Annotated in this window: 19 protein-coding genes, 1 other RNA gene and 1 pseudogene; 17 read left to right on the forward strand and 4 right to left on the reverse strand. The window is 60.0% G+C overall.

Translation table 11 applies throughout. From position 1 onward, the window contains the following. Nucleotides 1–54: 54 nt before the first annotated feature. Nucleotides 55–1,266 (reverse strand): pyrophosphate--fructose-6-phosphate 1-phosphotransferase, encoded by a 1,212-nt coding sequence (locus tag AC1DE4_RS09585; RefSeq protein WP_169681459.1) that lies wholly within the window; start codon nt 1,264–1,266, stop codon nt 55–57. Between the two features lie 413 nt (nt 1,267–1,679). Between AC1DE4_RS09585 and AC1DE4_RS09590 the strand changes: the two genes are divergently transcribed. The 5 genes from AC1DE4_RS09590 (at nt 1,680) to rnpB (ending at nt 5,710) form a co-directional block, all read left to right on the forward strand. Next, nucleotides 1,680–2,387 carry a J domain-containing protein gene (locus tag AC1DE4_RS09590; protein ID WP_018858310.1) on the forward strand — a complete coding sequence of 236 codons (708 nt, stop codon included), beginning with the start codon at nt 1,680–1,682 and terminating at the stop codon, nt 2,385–2,387. Further along, nucleotides 2,384–3,148 carry an N-acetylmuramoyl-L-alanine amidase gene (locus tag AC1DE4_RS09595; protein WP_477881165.1) on the forward strand — a complete coding sequence of 255 codons (765 nt, stop codon included), beginning with the start codon at nt 2,384–2,386 and terminating at the stop codon, nt 3,146–3,148. The genes AC1DE4_RS09590 and AC1DE4_RS09595 overlap by 4 nt, the downstream gene beginning before the upstream one ends. Before the next feature lie 261 nt (nt 3,149–3,409). Continuing rightward, the gene (locus tag AC1DE4_RS09600; protein ID WP_026371940.1) at nt 3,410–3,928 is read left to right on the forward strand and encodes a lytic transglycosylase domain-containing protein; all 519 of its coding nucleotides are present in this window, start codon (nt 3,410–3,412) and stop codon (nt 3,926–3,928) included. A gap of 100 nt (nt 3,929–4,028) precedes the next feature. After that, complete coding sequence (locus tag AC1DE4_RS09605) at nt 4,029–5,216, forward strand: FAD-dependent oxidoreductase (protein WP_477881167.1); 1,188 nt, start codon at nt 4,029–4,031, stop codon at nt 5,214–5,216. A 98-nt stretch (nt 5,217–5,314) separates the two neighbouring features. Continuing rightward, nucleotides 5,315–5,710, forward strand: an RNA gene (gene rnpB / locus AC1DE4_RS09610) — RNase P RNA component class A. A gap of 40 nt (nt 5,711–5,750) precedes the next feature. On the opposite strand, the gene AC1DE4_RS09615 is transcribed toward rnpB, so the two are convergent. Continuing rightward, complete coding sequence (locus tag AC1DE4_RS09615) at nt 5,751–5,945, reverse strand: hypothetical protein (RefSeq protein ID WP_018858314.1); 195 nt, start codon at nt 5,943–5,945, stop codon at nt 5,751–5,753. Between the two features lie 579 nt (nt 5,946–6,524). Between AC1DE4_RS09615 and mraZ the strand changes: the two genes are divergently transcribed. The 12 genes from mraZ (at nt 6,525) to murB (ending at nt 20,324) form a co-directional block, all read left to right on the forward strand. Beyond that, nucleotides 6,525–6,962 carry a division/cell wall cluster transcriptional repressor MraZ gene (mraZ, locus tag AC1DE4_RS09620; protein ID WP_025659370.1) on the forward strand — a complete coding sequence of 146 codons (438 nt, stop codon included), beginning with the start codon at nt 6,525–6,527 and terminating at the stop codon, nt 6,960–6,962. A 17-nt stretch (nt 6,963–6,979) separates the two neighbouring features. Then, a complete protein-coding gene (rsmH, locus tag AC1DE4_RS09625) occupies nt 6,980–8,005 on the forward strand; it encodes a 16S rRNA (cytosine(1402)-N(4))-methyltransferase RsmH (RefSeq protein ID WP_477881169.1) in 1,026 nt (341 codons plus the stop codon). A gap of 1 nt (nt 8,006) precedes the next feature. Beyond that, nucleotides 8,007–8,408 carry a cell division protein FtsL gene (gene ftsL, locus AC1DE4_RS09630; RefSeq protein WP_018858317.1) on the forward strand — a complete coding sequence of 134 codons (402 nt, stop codon included), beginning with the start codon at nt 8,007–8,009 and terminating at the stop codon, nt 8,406–8,408. A gap of 2 nt (nt 8,409–8,410) precedes the next feature. After that, nucleotides 8,411–10,153 carry a peptidoglycan D,D-transpeptidase FtsI family protein gene (locus AC1DE4_RS09635; protein ID WP_018858318.1) on the forward strand — a complete coding sequence of 581 codons (1,743 nt, stop codon included), beginning with the start codon at nt 8,411–8,413 and terminating at the stop codon, nt 10,151–10,153. A gap of 67 nt (nt 10,154–10,220) precedes the next feature. Further along, nucleotides 10,221–11,681: a UDP-N-acetylmuramoyl-L-alanyl-D-glutamate--2,6-diaminopimelate ligase gene (locus AC1DE4_RS09640; protein ID WP_018858319.1), complete on the forward strand. Its 1,461-nt coding sequence runs from the start codon at nt 10,221–10,223 to the stop codon at nt 11,679–11,681. Continuing rightward, nucleotides 11,678–13,111 (forward strand): UDP-N-acetylmuramoylalanyl-D-glutamyl-2,6-diaminopimelate--D-alanyl-D-alanine ligase, encoded by a 1,434-nt coding sequence (locus tag AC1DE4_RS09645; RefSeq protein WP_018858320.1) that lies wholly within the window; start codon nt 11,678–11,680, stop codon nt 13,109–13,111. Before AC1DE4_RS09640 ends, AC1DE4_RS09645 begins: the two co-directional genes overlap by 4 nt. A 22-nt stretch (nt 13,112–13,133) precedes the next feature. After that, a complete protein-coding gene (mraY, locus tag AC1DE4_RS09650) occupies nt 13,134–14,234 on the forward strand; it encodes a phospho-N-acetylmuramoyl-pentapeptide-transferase (protein ID WP_018858321.1) in 1,101 nt (366 codons plus the stop codon). Nucleotides 14,235–14,241: 7 nt separating this feature from the next. Continuing rightward, nucleotides 14,242–15,654 carry a UDP-N-acetylmuramoyl-L-alanine--D-glutamate ligase gene (murD, locus tag AC1DE4_RS09655; RefSeq protein WP_477881171.1) on the forward strand — a complete coding sequence of 471 codons (1,413 nt, stop codon included), beginning with the start codon at nt 14,242–14,244 and terminating at the stop codon, nt 15,652–15,654. A gap of 1 nt (nt 15,655) precedes the next feature. Beyond that, nucleotides 15,656–16,810, forward strand: a complete 1,155-nt coding sequence (gene ftsW, locus AC1DE4_RS09660) for a putative lipid II flippase FtsW (RefSeq protein WP_018858323.1) — start codon at nt 15,656–15,658, stop codon at nt 16,808–16,810. Between the two features lie 6 nt (nt 16,811–16,816). Further along, complete coding sequence (gene murG / locus AC1DE4_RS09665; RefSeq protein WP_113471580.1) at nt 16,817–17,941, forward strand: undecaprenyldiphospho-muramoylpentapeptide beta-N-acetylglucosaminyltransferase; 1,125 nt, start codon at nt 16,817–16,819, stop codon at nt 17,939–17,941. Beyond that, entirely contained in the window at nt 17,938–19,353 is a 1,416-nt protein-coding gene (murC, locus tag AC1DE4_RS09670; protein ID WP_477881173.1) for a UDP-N-acetylmuramate--L-alanine ligase, read from the forward strand. Before murG ends, murC begins: the two co-directional genes overlap by 4 nt. After that, nucleotides 19,350–20,324, forward strand: coding sequence for a UDP-N-acetylmuramate dehydrogenase (gene murB / locus AC1DE4_RS09675; RefSeq protein ID WP_477881175.1), 975 nt, complete (start codon nt 19,350–19,352; stop codon nt 20,322–20,324). Before murC ends, murB begins: the two co-directional genes overlap by 4 nt. A 2-nt stretch (nt 20,325–20,326) precedes the next feature. Here murB and AC1DE4_RS09680 read toward each other — a convergent pair. Together AC1DE4_RS09680 and AC1DE4_RS09685 are read right to left on the reverse strand one after the other, a co-directional pair. Next, nucleotides 20,327–21,422, reverse strand: a pseudogene (locus AC1DE4_RS09680) (metallophosphoesterase). A 110-nt stretch (nt 21,423–21,532) separates the two neighbouring features. After that, on the reverse strand, nt 21,533–22,837 hold the full coding sequence (locus AC1DE4_RS09685; protein WP_018858327.1) for an MFS transporter: 1,305 nt from the start codon (nt 22,835–22,837) through the stop codon (nt 21,533–21,535). Between the last annotated feature and the right edge of the window lie 388 nt (nt 22,838–23,225).

Here is a 23,225-nt window from a genome sequence, read left to right on the forward strand (position 1 = left end):
ATCTCCTCCTATTCCCTAAGGGAAAGCAAAGACACCATATTAACCCTCAGTCAATCATGCCGCGCTGTATTTCTGCCCGATCGTGTCCATGACTTCGCCGAACCACTTGGTGGAGGTGTCGAAGGCCTTGCCACCCTTGATACGCGGGAACTCGATTGTCCGGAGCTTACCATTCTCCGCTTCATCGTGACCTGTGACACCGGAGACCTTGTTCAGGGCGCTTTCGACGGCAAGGTCGGTCATGCTCTGAATCAGACGAAGGTCATCGCCGTTTGCGGGGGCCGAACGTGCGAAGTAACCCGATTTCTGCACGAGCGAGCGCTCGGCATCGATGAGGCCTGCGAACTGTTTCTGGAACCAGCCGCCGACATTGATCGTGTCGATCTTCACGTGGCCGAAGGCGTCGCGCTTGATGGTCTCGCCCGCGGCCTCGCGCTCGGCGACGATGGCGTCAAGGCAGGCGCCTTCCGAAACGAACACGGTCGCATGACCGGTGCGGTCCATGACTTCCTTCAACCGGGCCGCTTCCGCATCGAGATCGAATGCCAGTTCGGGCAGGTAGACGGCGTCGATGCTTTTCATCCTGGCGTTCGTCATCAGCCCATCGACATATTCATAGTTCTTCGTCCGCTGCAGATAGGCCCGAGCAGTTGCCGCCGTCAGCCAGCCGCAGTGGCGCCCCATGACTTCGTGGATGATCAGTGTGCGCGGTGCCGCGGTCTGCTCGTTGCTGACGTTGTCGAAGAAGTGTGCGCCGACTTCGGCGGCTGTCCATGCGCCAAGCGACTGGCGGATCGGGACGACGTCGTTGTCGACCGTCTTCGGCAGTCCGACGACCGTCAGATTGTAGCCGTTGGCCGCCAGATATGCCGCAAGATCGGCAGCGGTAGTGTTCGTGTCGTCGCCGCCGATCGTGTGAAGAATGGTGACGCCATCGTTGGCAAGCCGCTCGGCCGCCACACGCAGCGGGTTTTCGCCTTCCTTAACGAGACCGCGCTTCACGCAATCGGCTGCATTGGTGAGCTTGACGCGGCTGTTGCCGATCGGCGACCCGCCGTAGCGATGCAGAAGCGACGCCTTCTCCCGCATGTCTGCCGTGATCTTGATGCTGTCGCCGAGGAGTACGCCCTGGTAACCGGAACGATAGGCGACGAGCTCGATGTCGGGCGCAACGTCGCTGTAGCGTTCGATCAATCCGCCGACTGCGGAGGAGAGACAGGGCGCCAGGCCTCCGGCCGTGAGCAATGCGACTTTCTGTTTGGCCATGATCCCTCCATTGTGTCTCGTATCGGTGCAAGCGCGTCTGCTTACCTAACGCATGGATGCGGCAGGGAAAGGGCCATGTAAAGTGTTGTTATTGTGAAAATCGCGCCCCTGACGGCGAAGGTAGATGGAAGCGCGGATATAATCGTTTCAAGCCAAGGATAGCTGTTCAGATGGCTTGTGGAAATTCCCGAGCGCGTGGAGCCGACTGTGCAACTGCATGCTTCTCTGATGCGTTAACAGCCTATCCCTTGGTGTCATATGACGCCGTGCGAATGCGGCGTATGCTTGGGTGCCGGAGCGACAATTACCGAATTGTGAAAGCAGTATTCGCTCCTATGACCAATCGTCGCCTTGCAAACGCAGGCTTTATTTGGTCAAGGTGTCTAATCTTATTTGCACTGCGAGAGACTCTTATGTCCTTCTGGGAAAAACTGCTGAATGCCATTGGCAACACCGCGGGCAACGTCCTTTCGGCGGTGGTCGAGGCTATCCGGACAGTTTTCGAAGGCGATCCGGAGACCCGCCGCAAGGTGGCTTTCTCAGTCGCGATCATTGCTCTGTCGGCAAAAATGGCCAAAGCGGACGGGATCGTCAGTGAGAAGGAGGTTGACGCCTTCCGCGAGATCTTCGAATTCCCGCCCGAGCAGGCGAAGAACGTTGCGCGTCTTTATAATCTGGCGCGCCAGGACGTGGCCGGCTATGAGGCCTATGCGGAGCGCTTGTCGTCCCTGTGCGTGACATGCGCCGCCAATTGCCCGGTACTGGAAGAGGTACTGGACGGTCTCTTTCATATCGCCAAGGCTGACGGGCTCATTCATGAGAAGGAATTGGCGTTCCTGCGGCACGTCGGCCAGATCTTCCATATGAATGACGAGCATTTCGAAAGGATCGCCGCGCGCCATGTCTCCGTGGGACGTGATCCCTATAAGGTGCTCGGTGTTTCTCCCTCCGATGATTTCACCACGATCCGTCGCCGTTACCATGGTCTTGTCAGTGAGCATCATCCGGATCGGCTGATTTCCCGTGGTGTGCCGGCCGAGTTCCATGCCATTGCCAATGAGCGCATGGCGGCGCTGAATGCCGCCTACGAGGCGATCGAGAAGGAACGCCGCGCAGCATGACCTCGTTCGAGGCCGACTACCGGAAGGCAATTGTTCGCCCTTCGCCCAATCACGGCGAGCGTGCGGATGGACGCAAGCCAGATATGATCCTTCTTCACTATACAGGTATGCCAACGCCCGACGGAGCGCTGGAGTGGCTCTGTCGCGACGAAAGCCAGGTCTCCAGCCACTACTTTGTCCAGGAAGACGGCGAGGTTCTGCAGCTCGTGCCCGAGGAGTGCCGTGCCTGGCATGCTGGCAAAAGTTACTGGCAGGGCGAGACCGATATCAACTCGTTGTCAATAGGGATCGAGATCGCCAATGCCGGTCATCCCGGCGGCCTTCCAGAGTATCCCCAAGAACAAATCCAAGCCGTGATCGAATTGTGTCGAGATTGCGGCCAACGTTGGTCAATTGCCCCTGAAAGGGTGCTTGGACATTCCGACGTTGCACCGATTCGGAAGGTCGATCCGGGGGAAAAATTTCCCTGGGCGGAGCTCTCCAGGGCCGGTATCGGCCACTGGGTCGAGCCCGCACCGATCTCAGGTGGAAGATTTTTCCAACGCGGCGACCGCGGCCAGCCGGTCGAAGCCCTGCAGTCGATGCTGTCGCTCTACGGCTATGCGACTGAAATCACTGGCGAATTCTCGGCCAAGATGGCAGGCGAGGTCGAGGCCTTCCAGCGTCATTTTCGGCCCGCCCGAATCGACGGAATTGCGGACTTTTCGACGATAGACACCCTGCACCGTCTGCTGGCGTCGCTTCCACGCTACTCCGCATAAGTAGTACTTTTGAGTCGCGCCAATTTACCGGGATTCTGAGAGTTCGTCGGCTCGCCACATCATTTCCCTATTATCTCCTCATTGCGATGGTCTAACGCCAAACGTCGAACGGCGCCGCTTGTGTTGTTTGGGGTTCTTGGCGGTCGTCAATTGAAACAAGAAGAATTGCTGCAGTATCTCTAATAAATATCTGCCGCATAAAACTGGATCGTTATTTGAAACGCGGTCCAGAAATTCTTTGGGTCGGAGTAATTAGACTGAATGAATAGGATTATTTCTGCTGCGGTGTGCGCAAGCGCACTGTTGATGGGTATGAATTGCGCTTTCGCGGGTGAATGGGGCGCAAGGGCACAGACGGTTCCTTTGAAGACTGTTGATCGGACTAGCGGCTATGCAATGCCGGACTTCACGGCCAACAAATATTCGGCTCTCATTATCAAGTACGCAAAGCAATATAACGTTCCTGCCGAGCTCGCTCAGGCCGTCGTTCGCGTCGAGAGCAATTTCAATCCGAACGCACGCGGTAGTGCCGGTGAAATCGGTCTCATGCAGATCAAGCCGGCGACAGCAAGGATGATGGGTTACTCGGGGACGAGCAAGGGGTTGTTCGATCCCGAGACGAACATCAGGTTCGGCATGAAATACCTGGCCGCTGCACATGAACTCGGCGGTGGTGAGACCTGCGACACGATCCTGAAGTACAATGCCGGCCATGGCGCAACCCGCATGAACCCGGTCTCCAAGGCCTATTGCGGTAAGGTCTTGGCGATGCTCGACTGATCACCTGAAACTGCCTGTCTGATAATTACTTCGACCGGGCACTTAAGAATATGATTCAACATGGTGCCTGTGTTATCTGGCCTCCGAAATGAGGTGATACATGGCAGTTGATTTCAAGGTGATCATCGTCGGGCGCGGAATGATGGGCGCGGCTGCGGCCCGCCATCTCTCCGGGATGATCGAGGGTGTTGCGCTCATCGGCCCCAGTGAGCCAGTCGAGCGCAAGAGCCATCATGGCGTCTTTGCCAGCCACTACGACGAGGCCCGCATCACGCGGACCTTCGACGACAATGCCGTTTGGGCGACGCTGGCGGCACGCTCGCTCGACCGCTACCACGAAATCGAAGCGAAGAGCGGCATTTCCTTTTTCACGGAAGCGGGTTGCCTCTTTGCCGGACCACCTGCCCAACCGGGGGAGCGATATCTCGGACGGGCGCTGCAGGTCAGCGAAACGCTCGGTCTCGACGTCGAAACGCTGACGCCGACGGCGTTGCGGGACCGCTTTCCTCCGTTTGATCTCAACCCGTCGTTCAATGGTTATTTCGAAGCGAAACGCGCGGGCCACATCAACCCGCGCGCTTTGGTTCGAGCGCAAGCCAAGCTTGCCGAGCAGGCGGGCGTGACGGTTATCGATGCGACTGTTGCCTCTGTTCGCGATGAGGGTACGTTCGTGGAGGTTCATGCCGGCGGCAAGCGCTATACCGCCGAGCGGGTGCTGGTCGCTGCCGGCGGTTTCAGCAATTTCAACGGTCTTCTCCCTGCTGCCATCGATGTCAGGATCGCGGCGCGCACCATGGCATTCTTCGAACTTGGCGCCCGGGAGATGGCAGTTTTTTCCGAAATGCCTTCAGCCATTATCTTCGGCGACCGCGACGAGGACCATGTCTACATCCTTCCGCCGGTGTGCTATCCCGACGGCAAGTTCTATCTCAAACTCGGCGGCGAGTTGGAAACGCGCTCATTCGAGACGCTTGAGGATGTCGGAACATGGTTTCGCTCCGATGGCGATCTGGCGGAGCGCGACCTGCTGGTGTCAAYGGCCCTGCAGCACATGCCCGCATTGGCGGGTTGCGCAACAACCTCGGCGCCGTGTGTGGCAACCTTCACGGCAACAGCCTATCCCTATGTGGGCTATACGGATTCTCCACGAATTGCGGTTCTGGCCGGTGGCAATTTCGTTGCCGCGAAATCATCGGATGAGCTCGGCCGACTGGGCGCGGTCGTCATGACGCAAGGCTGGCTCGGCGCCGAGGACTTCGGCAGGGAGCTGACGCCGGTCTTCCGCTAGGCACGCTCCGGTCGGGGAGGGGCGCCCGTTGCGAGTACGCGCAGAGCTCGAAGATATTTCAGTGGCATTCGCTTCGCGTCTCCGCTAAGGGAGCCATGCCAGTTGGCCGGGCAGCCGCGCTTTACCAATGCCGAAAGGCGGTAGGGTGAGGAAAGTCCGGGCTCCACGGAAACACGGTGCCGGATAACGTCCGGCGAGGGCGACCTCAGGGAAAGTGCCACAGAAAGCAAACCGCCTGCCTCGGCAGGTAAGGGTGAAAGGGTGGGGTAAGAGCCCACCGCATCTCCGGTAACGGCGATGGCAAGGTAAACCCCACCGGGAGCAAGACCGAATAGGGATGACGTGGGAGGCGAAAGCCTTCCGGCTGGTTTCCAGGTCAGTCATCCGGGTGGGTTGCGTGAGGCAGCGTGCGAACGCTGTCCCAGAGGAATGGCTGCCACGTTCCGGCTTCGGCCGGGGCCATACAGAACCCGGCTTACAGGCCAACTGGCGAACTACCTTTGCTAAGACGCGTCTTGTTGATGTCGTCGATTGCTAGTGGGCGGTCGGTGCCTTTGCCAGGCATTCATCGCAGGTGGTGCTGCTGCGCGCGAGAATGGACCAGCGCTTGAATATCTTGCCGCAGGAATCGCATTGGATGTCGGTCGTCATGCCTGACTGCGACAGTGGAATACGCTTTTCCGGTTCAAAGCGTCCGTAAAGAAGTCCCTTTAATGTGAAGTTTGTCATACTATTACTCCACGGTTACTTATTTAGCTTTCATTAATATGCGGCAGCGCTGAACCGATTCAATTCTCCGCCTCCTTATTATTTTGCACATGGCAATATCCGAATAGCTTGGTCGCTTACTTCAAAGGGGATAGCGGCTGCATACCTCTTCATGGGGTGCCTTGGATCGACGCCTGCCACTGTTGAAGAGCAAGCCTTAAGCCTTTGTTGGAAATTGCATATTTGGTTGTGCCGATCTGAGCCATCGGTCGCCTTCGGGCGCGTGCTGGCAGGGCTGGTTCGCGGCATCGGTAAGTGCGGAACTAACCCTTTGTTAAACTTAACAGCTTATAAATTTTCGATACGGCGCTCATCGTGAGACGGGCGTTTCCCATTGACGCCCATATGGTCCCATGTTATCCCATTCATGCACTGCGCAAGGGCAAGTAGGTGCCCACCAATCGCAAAGCCAAGGTGTCTTCTGTTCCGGAAGCTCCGGATGGGGTCTTGCCCATTCGGCTCGCGAAGCTGTGCCTGAATTTCAGGGTTCCGGGCTTTTGAGTTCAGTCCGGGCTCTTTCGGGAACGGATGTTTCGTGTCATGAGCCGCTTCCTTTCAAATGCGACCAACAGAATCGATTCCAAGGGCAGGGTTTCCGTGCCGGCGGCGTTTCGATCCGTGTTGGCGCAGCGCAATGTTCAGGAGCTCTATTGCTTCCAGGACTTTGTGTTTCCGGCGATCAGTGTCGGCGGTCCGGATCTCCTGGAGAGGTTCGAGCGTCAAATCTCTGCGGAAGATCCGTTTTCGCCGGACGCGAACGAGATGTCGCTTCTCATCCACGGGGGCGGTATCTTCATGAAGCTCGATGCGGAAGGCCGGCTGATGGTCACGGATTTCATCCGCGACTTCACCGGTATCTCGGACGAAGTGACCTTCGTTGGTCGGGCGGATCATTTTCAGCTGTGGCAGCCGCAGGCATTTCAGGCTGCTCAGGTGCAGGCACGAGGAGGGCGTCGGCTGGCGGGCAGGCGTTCCTAAAAATACGAGGGAACGGAATGGCGGCGAATCCTGGCGGAGATTCAACTGATGCCGGTGGCGGACCGGTTCGCCACATTCCGGTTCTTCTCAATGAGGTGCTTGCCGCGCTCGAGCCGTTGCCCGGCAAGATCATTCTCGATGGCACCTTCGGTGCGGGCGGCTATACTTCTGCCATTCTGGGTGCTGGCGCCAATGTGATCGCCCTGGATCGCGATCCGACCGCCATCGAAGCCGGTCAGGCCCTTGTCGCTGAAAGCCAAGGCCGCTTGAAGCTCGTTCATTCGCGGTTTTCTCAATTGGCCGATGCTGCTCCATCGGGCGGGCTGGATGGAGTCGTGCTCGATATCGGCGTGTCCTCAATGCAGATCGATGAGGCCGAGCGCGGTTTCTCGTTCCAGAAGAATGGTCCGCTGGACATGCGGATGTCGGCGGCTGGCGTTTCGGCGGCCGATGTGGTCAATCGTGCCAAGGTGGCTGATCTGATCCGCATCTTTCATTTTCTCGGAGAGGAAAGTCAGTCGCCGCGCATCGCGCATGCGATTGAAAAGCGGCGGGCTGAAAAGCCGTTCGAGACGACGCGCGATCTGGCTGGTCTGATCGAGCTCGTCACCCCACGTAAAATGAAGGACAAGATTCATCCGGCGACCCGGGTCTTCCAGGCGTTGCGGGTTTTCGTCAACGACGAACTTGGCGAGCTGGCGCGGGCGCTGTTTGCCGCCGAGCGCGTGCTGAAGCCCGGCGGGCGTCTCGTTGTGGTTACCTTCCATTCGCTCGAAGATCGGATCGTCAAGACCTTCTTCTCTGATCGCGCCGGCAAGGCTTCGGGCTCGCGTCATCTGCCCGTCGCGCACGAGCGTGCGGCGACCTTCGAGCGGATCGGCAAACCCATGGTTGCTGCGACCGAGGCGGAGGCGCAGGCAAACCCGCGGGCGCGATCTGCCAAGCTGCGGGCAGGGCTGCGCACTGCCGCACCCGCTGAAGCGGCGGATATTTCCATCTTCGGGCTGCCGAATCTGGCGAGTCTCGGAAAGCTCGGAGCCTGATATGCTGAGAACCTTGGACCTCATCCTCGTCGGTGTCATGACAGCAGCTGCTGCTGTCACCTATACGATCAAGCACCATGCCGAGCTCAAGCTCGAGGAAGTTCATCGGCTTGAAGCGGAGATCAAGCTCGAGAAGGATACCATCGATCTGTTGAAGGCCGATTGGGCTCTGTTGTCCCAGCCGAACAGGCTCGAGCGGCTCGTCAACAACTACAATGGTGAGCTTCAGCTGCAGCCGACGGCTTCCACGTCGCTGGTTCATGCCAAGGAACTGCCGATGCTGAAGTCGCAAGTTCCGGTTCCCGACATTACCGAAGCGAAGGCCGGTGCCAAGGCGAAGCCAAAGGCGGTGGCGCCTGAACCCGAAGAAGAAGACATGATGGCAACCGGATCGGTGGAGTAGAGATGTCGTTTCTTTCACGCATCATGGTCTTGAAGAGCCAGGCGCATTTCTCCGCCGGCACGCACAACCGCCTCGGCGGCAATAGGCCGATCGAGGGATCGCGAAAAAAGAGGGCGGGACAGGCCAAGAGCCGCGTCGGGCTCCTGATCGTCGGCTTCGTTGCTGTTTATTGCGTGATCGGCGGGCGTCTCGTCGAATACGCAGTCCGCGACCCCGATGTCGTGTCCAGTATCCTGCCGCCTGATCGTCTGATGGCGTCGCGCCCGGATATCCTGGACCGAAACGGCGAGGTGCTGGCGACCGATATCCGCACCGTCTCGCTGTTTGCCGAGCCGAACAAGGTTGTCGATCCCGACGAGGCGGTCGAGAAACTCGCCACCGTTATGCCCGACCTCGACATGAAGGGGACTTACAAGAAGCTCGCGAACCGCACGTCCCACTTCGCCTGGCTGCGTCGCCAGCTGACGCCGAAGCAACAGAGCCAGATCCTTGCGCTCGGCATTCCGGGCATCGGCTTCCGCCCTGAGAAGCGCCGCTTTTATCCGGGTGGCGCCACCGCAGCGCACATTCTCGGTTACGTCAACATCGACAACCGCGGCGTTGCCGGCATGGAAAAATACATTGACGATCAGGGCCTTGCCGACCTCGCTTCCGTCGGCATGACAAGCGACCAGCCGCTGGAGCCCGTTCGCCTGTCGATTGACGTCCGCGTCCAGAACATCGTGCGCGATGTCGTCGTCAACGCGGTCAAGAACTACGAGGCCAAGGGCGCCGGCGCTGTCATCCTCGATATTCATACCGGCGAAGTGCTCGGAATGGCATCGGCCCCGGATTTCGATCCGAACAACCCGCTGGAGGGCGCCAAGGAGGGCTGGCTGAACCGCATGTCGAACGGCACGTTCGAAATGGGCTCGACCTTCAAGACGTTCTCGCTTGCCATGGCGCTCGACACGGGCAAGGTCAGCCTGAACGACAGCTTCGATGCGACGCAGCCGATCCGCATCGGCGGCTTCACCATTCACGACTTCCACGGCCAGCGCCGTTGGCTGACGCTGCCTGAGGTGTTCCAGTATTCGTCGAACGTCGGCACCGCTCGCATCATCGACATTGTCGGGATGGATGCTCAGAAGGATTATCTTACGAAGCTCGGCCTTTTGACCAAGATGCAGACCGAACTGCCGGAAGTGAAGATGCCGAGCCAACCGAAGGTTTGGAAGAAGATCAACTCGATCACGATTTCCTTCGGCCACGGCGTTTCCACGACGCCACTGCAGACGGCGGTTGCCGGCGCGGCGCTCGTCAACGGCGGCAAGCTCATCGAGCCAACCTTCCTGCCGCGCAATCGGGAACAGGCGGACGAGGTTGCTGAAGTGGTTGTCAAGAAGTCGACCAGCGACGACGTGCGTTATCTCTTCAAGCTGAACGGCATCAAGGGCTCCGGCCGCAATGCTGACGTCCCCGGCTTCAACGTCGGCGGCAAGACTGGCACGGCTGACAAGGTGGTCAATGGCCGCTATGCGACGAACCTCAACTTCAATGCGTTCCTCGCCGCATTTCCGATCGAGGATCCGAAGTATGTCGTGCTGACGTTCTGCGATGAACCGCACAATGGCGAGAAGGGTCAGAACATCGCCGCGTATACTGCTGCACCGATGGTGAAGAACATCATTGCCCGCGCAGCGCCAATTCTCGGTGTGGAACCCAAGTTCGGTGACGACGGATCGGCCATGTTGGTGTCTTATTGAGTCTGAATGAATGTCGGAGCCGATTCGCCACGGGGGCGCGGCGGCTTGAATGAGAAAAGTACATTCGATGAACTTGCGAGACATCGCCGGAGATGCATTTCCGGAACTTGAAAATCAATTAGCCGGGTCTGTCGGGGCGCTGGCGGTTTTGGGCATCTCGTCCGACAGCCGCAAGATCGAACGCGGAATGGTGTTTGTAGCTGTCGCCGGGACGAAGGCAGATGGAGCAGGTTTTATCGCCGATGCGGCGACGCGCGGTGCTGTCGTGGCCATTGCCTCCCATGGCATTGATGCTTCCATACCTGTTCTCGTCGTGAACGATCCGCGCCGCTTCCTCTCGATCGCGGCCTCTCACTTCTATGGCAAGCAGCCGGAAACGATGGTTGCCGTGACCGGTACTGCAGGCAAGACGTCGGTTGCCTCCTTTACGCGGCAGATCTGGGCTTATGCCGGCCATCCGGCGGCGATGATCGGTACGACTGGTGTCGTCTCTCCGACACGCAATGAATATGGCTCGCTGACGACGCCCGATCCAGTTTCGCTTCACAAATTACTGGCTGAGCTCTCCGGGGAGGGCGTTACACATGCCTCGATGGAAGCCTCCAGCCATGGCCTCGATCAGGGCCGTCTGGATGGCGTCAGGCTCACTGCCGCTGCCTTTACCAATCTAGGCCGCGATCACATGGACTATCATCCGACGATCGAAAGCTACATGGCCGCGAAGATGCGGCTTTTCGATACGCTGCTGCCAAAGGGCGCACCGGCGGTGATCTTCGCTGACGATGCGTGGTCGGAGCAAGCCGTCAAAGCGGCGCGCGACTCGGGTCATGACGTCCGCACCGTTGGTCGCAAGGGTGACTACCTGACGCTGAAGCGCGTCGAGCATTTCCGCCACAAGCAGGTGGCTGAAATCCATGCCGAGGACGAAATCTTCGAGGTCGACATTCCGCTTGCGGGCGACTTCCAGGTGGCCAATGCGCTCGTCGCGGCAGGTCTCGCCATGTCGACGGGTGTGCCGGCGAAGGTTGCCATGGCGGCCCTCGAAAAGCTGCAGGGCGCATCGGGTCGACTGGAGCTGGTGGGCCACACCAGGGACGGCGCGCTTGCTTATGTTGACTACGCACACAAGCCAGACGCGCTTGCCAACGTCCTGGAATCCGTTCGTCCGTTTACTACGGGCCGCGTCATCGTCGTGTTTGGCTGCGGTGGCGACCGCGATCGCGGCAAGCGCCCGATCATGGGCGAAATCGCCTGCCGTCTGGCCGATGTGGTGATTGTCACGGACGACAATCCGCGCTCCGAAGAGCCGTCGAGCATCCGTGCCGAGATCATGGCGGCCGCTGGCTGCGCAACCGAAATCGGCGACCGCGCCGAGGCGATCCGAACGGCGGTCGGGATGCTGACATCCGGCGACACGCTGATCGTCGCCGGCAAGGGGCACGAGGAAGGGCAGACGATAGGGGGCGTCACCCTGCCGTTTTCGGATCACGCCGAATTGCGTAAGGCTTTGGAGGAGCTGAAACCGTGAACTGGCTTTGGACGACGGAAGACATGATTGCCGCCATGGCAGGGCGGCCGTTCGGCACTTTGCCTGAGGGCATTACCGGGATTTCCATCGACAGCCGCTCCATTGCGCCCGGCGAAGCCTTCTTCGCCATCAAGGGCGACCGCGTCGATGGCCACGACTTCGCGTCGATGGCGATGGCAAACGGAGCCGCTCTTCTCGTCGTCAGCGAAGCGCGCCTGCCAGCCATGGGGCGGCTCACCGTCCCAGTGATCGTTGTCGAAGATGTGTTGGCGGCACTCGGAAAGCTCGGACAGGCTGCTCGCGCCCGTTCGCGCGCCCAGATCATTGCCGTCACCGGTTCGGTCGGCAAGACGACCACCAAGGAGATGCTGCGCCGGGTCTTGTCTCCATCGGGCAAGGTGCACGCTTCCGTTGCCTCATTCAACAATCACTGGGGCGTACCCCTGACGCTCGCCCGGATGCCGCTCGACACGTATTTTGGTGTCTTCGAAGTGGGCATGAACCATCCGGACGAGATCCGCCCGCTGGTCAAGATGATCAAGCCGCATGTCGCCGTGATCACGACAATCGCGCCGGCACACCTTGGCAACTTCAAGAGCATTCGTGAGATCGCGACGGCCAAGGCCGAGATTTTCGAAGGCGTCGTGTCCGGTGGGCAGGTCGTGCTCAATCGAGACAACGACCAGTTCAACTTTCTGGAGCGGACGGCACAAGCTTGCGGTATCCACCACATCCATTCCTTCGGTCAGCACGCGAAAGCGGATTTCCGCCTGGCAGAGTTTAACGGCTCGGACCAGAGTTCGACGCTCTGGATCACCATCGACGGCGACACGAAGGAAGTGGCAATCGGTGCGCCGGGCCGGCACATCGCGGAGAATGCGCTGGCTGCCCTCGGGGTCGTGAAGATAGTCGGTGCGGACATGCAGCAGGCGATCGGCGCCCTCGCGACGCTCCAGCCCGAGAAGGGCAGGGGCCGCCGTCATCGGCTGATGATCGACCACGGCGCCTTCACGGTCATCGACGAGAGCTACAACGCCAATCCCGCCTCTATGAGGGCGGCAATCGCCGTGCTTGCGAGCGCGGTGCCGACGGGGGCGGGGCGGCGCATCGCCGTACTCGGCGACATGCTGGAGATGGGCGACTACGCGGAAAGGGTCCATTCGGATCTGGCGGGGCCGTTGCTTGCTGCCGGCATTGAGCATGTCTGGCTGGCCGGTCGTGAAATGGCTGCGCTGAAGGAATCGCTCCCGGAGAGCGTCCAGGTCGTTCACTACGAGACGACAGAAGAACTAAGCGAATACGTACTGAACTCCGTCGTGGCTGGCGACGTGCTGATGGTAAAATCGTCACTGGGCATAGGTTTCGGAAAGATCGTCGCCGCGCTTCTTGACAAGTTCCCGCCATTTGCCGACACGCAACGCGATTTTTGAGCGGGTAAACAAGGGGCCCTGAATGCTGATTTGGCTTGTCGAACTGTCGGAACACCTGAAATTCTTGAATCTGTTCAGGTACATTACCTTCCGCACGGGCGCCTCCCTGTTTACGTCCGCCTTCATTGTCTTCCTCTTTGGTCCGACGATCATCAACTCGCTGCGCATCCGCCAAGGCAAGGGGCAGCCGATCCGCGCCGACGGTCCGCAGACACACTTCAAGAAGGCAGGTACGCCGACCATGGGCGGCCTGATGATCCTCGCGGGTATCGTCGGGTCGTCGCTGCTATGGGCTGATCTTTCCAACGTCTACGTGGTTGCCACGCTGCTCGTCACCCTCGGTTTCGGCGCGATCGGCTTCTATGACGACTACCTGAAGGTCACCAAGCAAAGCCACAAGGGCTTCTCCGGCAAGGCGCGACTCGGCATCGAGTTCGTGATCGCAGGCATTGCCGTTTACTTCATGATGCGAACGGCGCTTGCATCCGGAACCGCGGGTTCGACCTTCGGCTCATCGATCGCGTTCCCGTTCTTCAAGGACTTCATGATCAACCTCGGCATCATGTTCGTCCTCTTCGGCGGCTTCGTGATCGTCGGTGCCGGCAATGCCGTGAACCTGACCGATGGTCTCGATGGGCTCGCCATCGTGCCGGTGATGATTGCCGCAGCATCCTTCGGGGTGATTGCGTATCTCGCGGGTAACGCCGTCTTTGCAAACTATCTGCAGATCAACTTCGTACCGGGCACCGGCGAGCTCTCGGTGGTGCTTGGGGCCGTCATCGGCGCCGGCCTCGGATTCCTCTGGTTCAACGCGCCGCCCGCCGCAATCTTCATGGGCGACACCGGCTCGCTGGCGCTTGGCGGCACGATCGGCACGGTTGCCGTCGCTACCAAGCATGAGATCGTCATGGCGATCATCGGTGGCCTGTTCGTGATGGAAACGCTCTCGGTCATCATCCAGGTTGGCTACTTCAAGATGACCGGCCGGCGCGTCTTCCTGATGGCGCCGATCCATCACCATTTCGAGAAGAAGGGCTGGACGGAAAGCCAGGTGGTGATCCGGTTCTGGATCATCGCGGTCGGTCTTGCCCTGCTTGGTCTCTCCACCCTGAAGCTGCGGTGAGGCGGCGATGATTCCCGTTACGACGCTTTCAGGAAAGAAGGTCGCGCTATTCGGGCTCGGCGGTTCCGGCTTTGCCACGGCGCGCGCGCTGAAACTGGGCGGCGCCGAGGTGACCGCCTGGGATGATAATCCGGATAGCGTTACCAAAGCCGCCGCCGAGGGCATCCATACCGCCGATCTGCGCACCATCGACTGGAGCGCGCAGTCGCTTTTCGTGCTCTCACCGGGTGTGCCGCTGACGCATCCCAAGCCGCACTGGACCGTTGATCTTGCGCGTGCCGCCGGCGTCGATGTCGTCGGCGACGTCCAGCTCTTCGTGCGCGAGCGCCGGGCTCATGCGCCCGATTGCCCGTTCATTGCCATTACCGGCACCAACGGCAAGTCGACGACGACCGCGCTGATCGCGCATATCCTGCAGTCGAGCGGCCGCGATACGCAACTCGGCGGCAATATCGGGACGGCGGTGCTGACGCTCGACCCGCCGAAGGATGGACGTTTTTACGTCGTCGAATGCTCGTCCTACCAGATCGACCTCGCGCCGACGGTCAATCCGTCCGCCGGCATCCTGCTCAACCTGACGCCGGATCATCTCGATCGTCATGGCACGATGCAGCACTATGCCGACATCAAGGAGCGGCTGGTTGCCGGCAGTGACGTCGCCGTCATCGGCGTGGACGACAGCCATTGCCAGATGATCGCGGATCGTATCGAGCGGGCCGGCGGCAAGGTCATGCGCATTTCCCGCCGTCATGCACTTCCCTACGGCATCTACGCGGATGGAACGAAGCTCATCCAGGCCTCGGGAGGCGCAACAAAGTCGATTGCCGATCTCGACGGGATCCAGACGCTGCGCGGCAGCCACAACGCACAGAATGCCGCAGCGGCGCTTGCCGCATGCCTGGCCGTCGGCGTCTCCGAAGAAGAGATACGCGCCGGGCTCGCATCCTTTCCCGGCCTCAAGCACCGGATGCAGCCGGTCGGGCGTCGCGGCAACGTCGTCTTCGTCAACGACTCGAAGGCCACCAACGCCGATGCCGCGGCTCCGGCGTTGTCGAGCTACGACCGCATTTACTGGATCGCCGGCGGCTTGCCGAAAGCTGGAGGCATTACCTCACTGACGGGGTTCTTCCCGCGGATCGCCAAGGCCTATCTGATCGGCGAAGCCGCGGCCGAGTTTGCCGCGACACTCGGCGAGGCCGTGCCCTATGAGATTTCGGGGACGTTGGAGCGCGCCGTCGCTCATGCAGCTGCCGATGCCGAAAAGGACGAAAGCGGTCCTCTGGCCGTGCTGTTATCCCCGGCTTGCGCAAGCTTCGACCAATATAAGAACTTCGAAGTCAGGGGCGATGCATTTGTCAGCCATGTGGCAGCGCTCGACGGAATCACCATGCTGATCGATTCGGCAACAGGAGATAAATAACATGGTAAGCCGCGCGGAACGTGGGCCTCTGGCCGATTGGTTTTGGACCATCGACCGCTTCTTCCTGGCGATGTTCATCTTCCTGATGGGCATCGGCTTCATGCTGTCTTTCGCCGCGTCGCCCGCCGTCGCCGAGCGCATCGGGCTGGAGCCGTTCCACTTCGTCAAGCGCCATGCCGCTTTCATGATCCCGTCGCTCGCGGTGATGGTTGGCCTCTCCTTTCTGACGCCCCGCCAGGTGCGGCGAACGGCGATCATCCTGTTGATCGTCGCCCTTGGCATGATGTTGCTGGCGTTGTTTTTCGGTGTCGAGGTCAAAGGCTCCCGCCGCTGGGTCACGCTTGCCGGCATCTCTATCCAACCCTCCGAATTCATGAAGCCGGCCTTTGTCGTCGTCTGTGCCTGGCTCTTTGCCGAGCATGCAAGGCAGCCGGAGATTCCGGGTAACCTGTTTGCCATCATACTTTTCGGCATTGTCGCTGCACTTCTGGTCGCGCAGCCCGACCTTGGGCAAACGATCCTGACGACGGCGGTGTGGGGCGGCATGTTCTTCATGGCCGGCATGCCGTGGATCTGGATCATCCTGCTCGGCGCAGGCGGTGTCGGCGGCCTTGTCAGCGCCTATTACATCTTCCCGCACGTGGCGCTGCGCATCGACAAGTTCCTGACCGGCGAAGGTGATACTTTTCAGATCGACACGGCACGCGAAGCCATCATTCGTGGCGATTGGTTCGGCCAGGGACCTGGCGAGGGCATCGTCAAGCGGATCATCCCCGACGCGCATACCGACTTCATCTTCTCGGTCGCGGCCGAAGAGTTCGGCATCGTCTTCTGCATGGCGCTCGTTGCGCTGTTTTCCGTCCTCGTGCTGCGCGGTCTCTCGCATGCCTACAAGGAGCGGAACGACTTCAACCGCTTTGCCGTCGCTGGCCTCGTGCTGCAGATCGGCATACAGTCGATCATCAACGTAGGCGTCAATCTCGAACTGCTACCGGCGAAAGGCATGACCCTGCCGCTGATTTCCTACGGCGGTTCGTCCATGGTCGCCATCTGCGTTACCGCGGGGTTCATTCTCGCGCTGACGCGTCACAGGCCGGAAAAACGTGCGCAGGATCGGAGCCTCTTCCGCGTCGCGCACGGAATGCCGGCGGAGTAATTGCTTATGAGTAAAGGCATTGTCCTGCTTGCCGCCGGGGGAACCGGCGGTCATGTGTTTCCTGCGGAGGCTCTGGCCTACAAGCTGAAGGAGCGCGGCTATTCCGTGCACCTGGTCACCGATAGCCGTGCCGAGCGTTATGCCGGCAAATTCCCGGCCGATGAGATTCATGTCGTGCCGTCGTCGACGATCGGCTCCAAGAATCCGGTCGCTGTCGCGCGCTCGCTGTGGACGCTGTGGACCGGAATGCGGGCTGCCAAGAAGCTTATCGCGCGTCTCAAGCCTGTGGTGGTCGTTGGCTTCGGCGGGTATCCCACCGTACCGCCGCTGCTCGCTGCAACGCGCCTCGGCGTGCCTGCGATGATCCACGAGCAGAACGCCGTGATGGGCCGCGCCAACAAGGCGCTGGCTAGCCGTATGCAGGCGATTGCAGGCGGGTTCCTGCCCGAAGGCGACGGCCAGTTTCCGAGCAAGACGGTGACAACGGGCAATCCGGTGCGACCGGCCATCATCGAGGCGGCGAAAGTGCCGTATTCTCCGTCCAATCCCGGTGAGCCTTTCAATCTCGTCGTCTTTGGCGGCAGCCAGGGCGCGCAGTATTTCTCCAAGGCGATGCCGACAGCCATCAGCTTGCTCGAGGACGGGCTTCGCGATCGCCTGCGCATCACCCAGCAAGTGCGTCCGGAAGATATGGGCATGTTGAGCGCTTGCGTCGCTCAATTGAAGATGGCTGCTGATACGGCGCCGTTCTTCAGCGACATGGCCGAACGACTTGCCGCGGCACATCTCGTCATCTGCCGTTCCGGTGCATCCACGGTTTCGGAGATTTCCGTGATCGGGCGGCCGGCAGTGCTTGTGCCTTACCCACATGCTTTGGACCACGATCAGGCGGCGAACGCGGCAGCGCTTGCGGCGACCGGCGGAGCCAAGGTCATTCCGCAGGCCGAGCTTTCGCCGGAGAAGATCGCTTCGATACTCACCCATGCGATGAACGATCCGGAAAAGCTCGCCCGGATGGCCGCTGCAGCCAGGCAAGCGGGTAAACCCGACGCTGCGAACTTGCTTGCCGACATGGTAGAGGCTATTGCGGCACGACGTACAATTGCAGAGTTCAAGGGGAAACGCGCATGAAAATGCCGAAGGCCATCGGCCTCGTTCATTTCATCGGCATCGGCGGCATCGGCATGAGCGGCATTGCCGAGGTGCTCCACAATCTCGGTCACCGCGTGCAGGGATCGGATCAGGCCGACAGCGCCAACGTGGAACGCTTGCGTGACAAGGGCATCGAAGTCTTCGTCGGCCACAAGGCAGAAAACCTCGGTGACGCCGAAGTGGTGGTCGTCTCGACTGCGATCAAGAAGAACAACCCCGAGCTTGTCGCGGCGCGTGAAAAGCTGCTGCCGGTCGTTCGCCGGGCGGAGATGCTTGCCGAATTGATGCGGTTCCGCAATGCGATCGCGATCGGCGGTACGCATGGCAAGACCACAACCACGTCGCTGGTGGCAACGCTGTTGGAGGCAGGCGGTCTCGACCCTACCGTCATCAACGGCGGTATCATCAATGCCTATGGCACCAACGCTCGCATGGGTGAGGGTGAGTGGATGGTGGTGGAGGCCGACGAGTCCGACGGCACGTTCCTGAAGCTTCCCGCCGACGTTGCCGTCATCACTAACATCGACCCCGAGCATCTGGACCACTACGGCAATTTCGATGCGGTTCGCGGCGCATTCCGCCAGTTCGTCGAGAACGTGCCGTTCTACGGCTTCGGCGTGCTGTGCCTCGACCATCCGGAAGTCCAGGCGCTCGTCGGCCGGATCGAGGACCGCAAGATCGTTACCTATGGCGAGAATCCGCAGGCCGACGTTCGTTTCATGAATGTCCGTGTCGAGGGTCCGCGCTCGATCTTCGACGTAGAGATCCGCCGCCGGAGAACCGGGCAGGTGATCAGGCTCGACAATCTCGTGATGCCGATGCCCGGACGGCACAACATATCCAATGCCACCGCCGCGATCGCGGTTGCCAATCGCCTCGGTATGTCCAGCGAGGACATTGCCAAGGGACTGGCCTCCTTCGGCGGCGTCAAGCGCCGCTTCACGCTGACCGGCGAATGGAATGGCGTCCAGATCTTCGACGACTACGGCCACCATCCTGTCGAGATCAAAGCCGTGCTGCGCGCTGCGCGCGAAGCCTGCAAGGGTCGCGTGATCGCAGTTCATCAGCCGCATCGCTATTCGCGGCTATCCAGCCTCTTCGAGGAGTTCGCGTCTTGCTTCAACGATGCGGACAGCATTTTCCTCGCGCCTGTCTATGCGGCGGGTGAGGATCCGATCGAAGGGGTGAATTCCGAGGCACTCGTATCCCGGATCAAATCGGGCGGTCACCGCGATGCCCGCTTCCTGCCTTCCCAAGAGCTTTTGCCTGAAATGGTCGCAGAGATTGCAAAGCCGGGGGATTTTGTGGTTCTGTTGGGGGCTGGGAGTATCACATACTGGGCGGCAGCGTTGCCCAAGCAATTGGAAAGCCTTTCGGGAATATCTGCATGAAACAGGTGAATGGGGAAAAGCTTCTTGCGTCGCTCGGCGACGGTGTAAAGAACATCCGCGGTAGGATCACGCCGGATGCGCCGATGGACCGCGTCACGTGGTTCCACGCTGGCGGTCTGGCCGAGTTGATGTTCCAGCCGCATGATGAGGACGACCTGATTGCTTTCCTCAAGCTTTTGCCGGAGGAAGTCCCGGTCACCGTCGTTGGCGTCGGATCGAACATCCTGGTTCGTGACGGCGGCATTCCCGGCGTGGTGTTGCGGCTTTCGGCAAAGGGCTTCGGCGCCGTCGAGCTTGCGGGCGAGAACCGAATACGCGCTGGTGCGATCTGCCCCGATAAGCATGTCGCAGCCATGGCTATGGACAACGGCATCGGCGGCTTCCATTTCTACTACGGTATTCCCGGCAGCATTGGTGGCGCAGCGCGCATGAACGCCGGCGCCAACGGCGGGGAGACGCGCGAGCGGCTCGTCGAGGTGAATGCGGTTGATCGCAAGGGCAACAAGCTTGTCCTGTCGAACGCGGATATGGGCTATTCCTACCGTCATTCATCGGTGCCGAGCGATCTGATTTTCACCTCGGTGCTCTTCGAAGGGTACAGCGAGGACCGCGCCAAGATCCGGGCCGAGATGGATGCCGTGCGCAGTCATCGTGAAACGGTCCAGCCGATCCGCGAGAAGACCGGCGGCTCGACCTTCAAGAATCCGGACGGCCATTCCGCCTGGAAGCTCATCGACGAAGCGGGATGCCGCGGGCTGGTGATCGGTGGCGCCCAGATGTCGTCGCTTCATTGCAATTTCATGATCAACATGGGGCAGGCGACGGGATATGATCTCGAATATCTCGGCGAACAGGTCCGTCGCGAAGTCTTCGAAAAATCCGGTATCAAGCTCGAGTGGGAAATCAAGCGTCTCGGCGTCTTCATGCCAGGACGTGAGGTTCGTCCTTTCCAAGGCGTAACCAGCGAGTAACGTTAGGTGAGGCGTTTGCTGAAGGCGGTGGAGAAAGTTACGCCGCCCCTGTCGTCACTGGCTTCGCCGATCGCTACATCCATCGTGTTGCTTGTCACCCGGACAAGGCAGAAGCCGCCCATGAAGGCGGCTTTTGCTTTGAAAACGTCCAGCTTGCCGACCCGATAGGCCATCGGCGTGTTGTGCTCGTGGCCGTGGAAAATACCGATTACGTTGTAGCCTACGAGGGTTGCGAGGAGTTCCTGACGTTCCGATTCACCCCACCAGTGGGGCGCACCGCTTCCTCTTAACGTGAATGTCTTCATTTCAGGATTCCAGCGCTCGAGGAAAAACCGGTCCCATCCATAGTGCTGGAAGATGACCACCGGGCGGCCATCGGACGCATAGGTCTCGAGATCGCGTTTCATCCAATCGAGGCTGCTCGCTGAACCTCTTGTGTTGTCCCAGCGTAACGCTGCGCCTGAATCAGATGCGGGCCACCCCAATTCCAGGAGTAGTTGTCCGATGCTTCGTCGTAGTTGTCGACAGGCACCAGCGGCTTGAAGAAGACGCTCGGCTTGTGGTTCATCTGCACGTAATCACGCAGTTCGTCGCGATACCAATCGATTTGCGGCGGGCGCCCGTCCTGATCGAGATCGTGGTTGCCGAGCCCAACATAGACGGGAAAGTGCACGTGGTCGGCACCGCGTCCTTGCTGGTAGCGTTGAGAAGACTCCAGTAGCTGCGACCCTTCTGCGAACTCCGCAGTCTGGCCGCCGCCATCATCGGTCACATCGCCACACACGGTGATGCCCTGCGGCCTCGCAATCGGCTCACCGGCGAGCAGAAGGCCGCTCGGCTCCCCTGCGATCTCAGTGGGCCATGCCTGGTGGTGAATGCCGTTGAGCGCAAGAATGTGACGGAGCAGGTTTGCGTCGGTCTTGCCTTCACACTGGCAGTTGGGACTTAGCCCGTCTCCGAAGCGGCACGCATGGACGTCGTTGATGACAAGGAAGGTGACATTGATCGGCGGGACGCTGGCCGGCTCGCAATGGACGGCAGTGTCAGCGAGATTCCGGCGCCTACACTTTGTGCCAGCAGTGATCGTCGTGTCAGCATCCCGGCTCTCCCCGTTTTCGAGAATCTAGGGGCAAGGCGTTAGCCGGCAACAATGAAAAGGGCCGCGGCAGTTTCCCGTCGCGGCCCTTCGAACTGGACTGTTTTCGTGATCAGACTTCGTTGCGGCCGGAGGCCAGAATGCAGATCAAGGTGATGACGGCAGAAAGACCGAGATAGTAGCCGACATATTGCATGCCGTAGTTTGCCTGCAGCCAAGTGGCAATGTAGGGCGCCAGCGAAGCGCCGAAGATGCCGGCAAGGTTGAAGGTGATCGACGAGCCGGTATAGCGCACGGCAGTCGGGAAGGGCGCAGCAAGCGCCGTGCCGATCAGACCGTAAGTCATGCCCATCAGCGCCATGGAGACGATCGCGAACACAACAATGCTGCCTTCGCCGCCGGTCATCAGACCGGGCAGGAAGAACGAGAAGATACCGATCAGCAAGGTGGTGAGGATCAGCATCTCGCGGCGGCCGAAGCGCTCGGCGAGTTTGCCTGATATCGGGATGAAGATACCGAAGGCGACGGAACCGACGATCTGGATCTTAAGCGCGTCCGGGAACGGGATCTTCAGGACCTTGACATTGTAAGACAGAAGGTAAGCCGAGCCGATGTAGAACAGCACGAAAGTGGCGAGCGCCACGAAGGTGCCGAGGAACAGGCTGCGCTTGTGCTTGCGGAAGAGTTCGGCAACCGGGACTGCAACGCGCTCCTGCTTGTCAATCGCCTTCTGGAACGCCGGCGTTTCGGTGATCGAGAGACGAACCCAGAGACCGATGGCGATCAGCAGAATCGAAGAGATGAACGGCACGCGCCAGCCCCAACTCAGCAGATCATCCTGCGACATGACCTGCAGCAGCAGCCAGAAGATGCCCGAGGAGAGGAACAGGCCGACCGGCGCGCCGAGCTGCGGGAACATGCCGTACCAGCTGCGCTTGCCTTCCGGTGCATTCTCGGTGGCGAGCAGCACGGCGCCGCCCCATTCACCGCCTAGGCCAAAGCCCTGGCCGAAGCGGCAGAGCGCGAGCAGCAGCGGCGCGAGAACGCCAATCGACTCGTAGGAGGGCAGAAGACCGATCACGACCGTCGAAATGCCCATGGTGAGCAGGGCGGCGACGAGCGTCGTCTTGCGGCCGATCCTGTCGCCGAAATGGCCGAAGACCACGGCGCCCAGTGGACGGGCGAAGAAGGCGATCGAGAAGGTTGCAAAGGAAGCAAGCAGGGCCGTGGTCGGATCACTGTTCGGGAAGAACAGCGTCGGGAAGATCAGCACGGCGGCCGTGGCGTAAACGTAAAAATCGAAGAATTCGATCGTGGTGCCGACAAGGCTCGCGATCAGAACACGCGCCGGCGAGTTGACTTGCGCATTGTTCGATAAAGCGGGCGTCGGCGATACTCTGGATATCGCGTCTGACATTTTCATTCCAATTGGGATTACACCGGTGCCCTTGGGAGGCAGACGGCTCTTAACGCAATTTTAATTCGGCGCAAATGCCCACCGAGTAACAAACGCAAAAAAAATTAGTACGCTTTGCATTTTTCCGACGATTCGGCGCTTCTGGGTGGCCGAACCTCAAAGTTGACGGGCGGAAAAGCCATCGAACTGGTGCGAATTCCTGATGGGATGCTGCACGAAAGCCGCCGTTGTCGTGGGGTTTTCTGAACGTTGCACGGCCTTCCTCCGGAGGGGCGTTCGAGGCAAAAATTAACGAAAGTAAACACTTCATTAACCATAATCAGGCTCTAATACACCTGCGTCACCGAGCGAGATTCGGACGGGAAACAAGCTTGGTGCAAGCGTCGAA

The organism is Rhizobium sp. 10N414 (assembly GCF_056394785.1).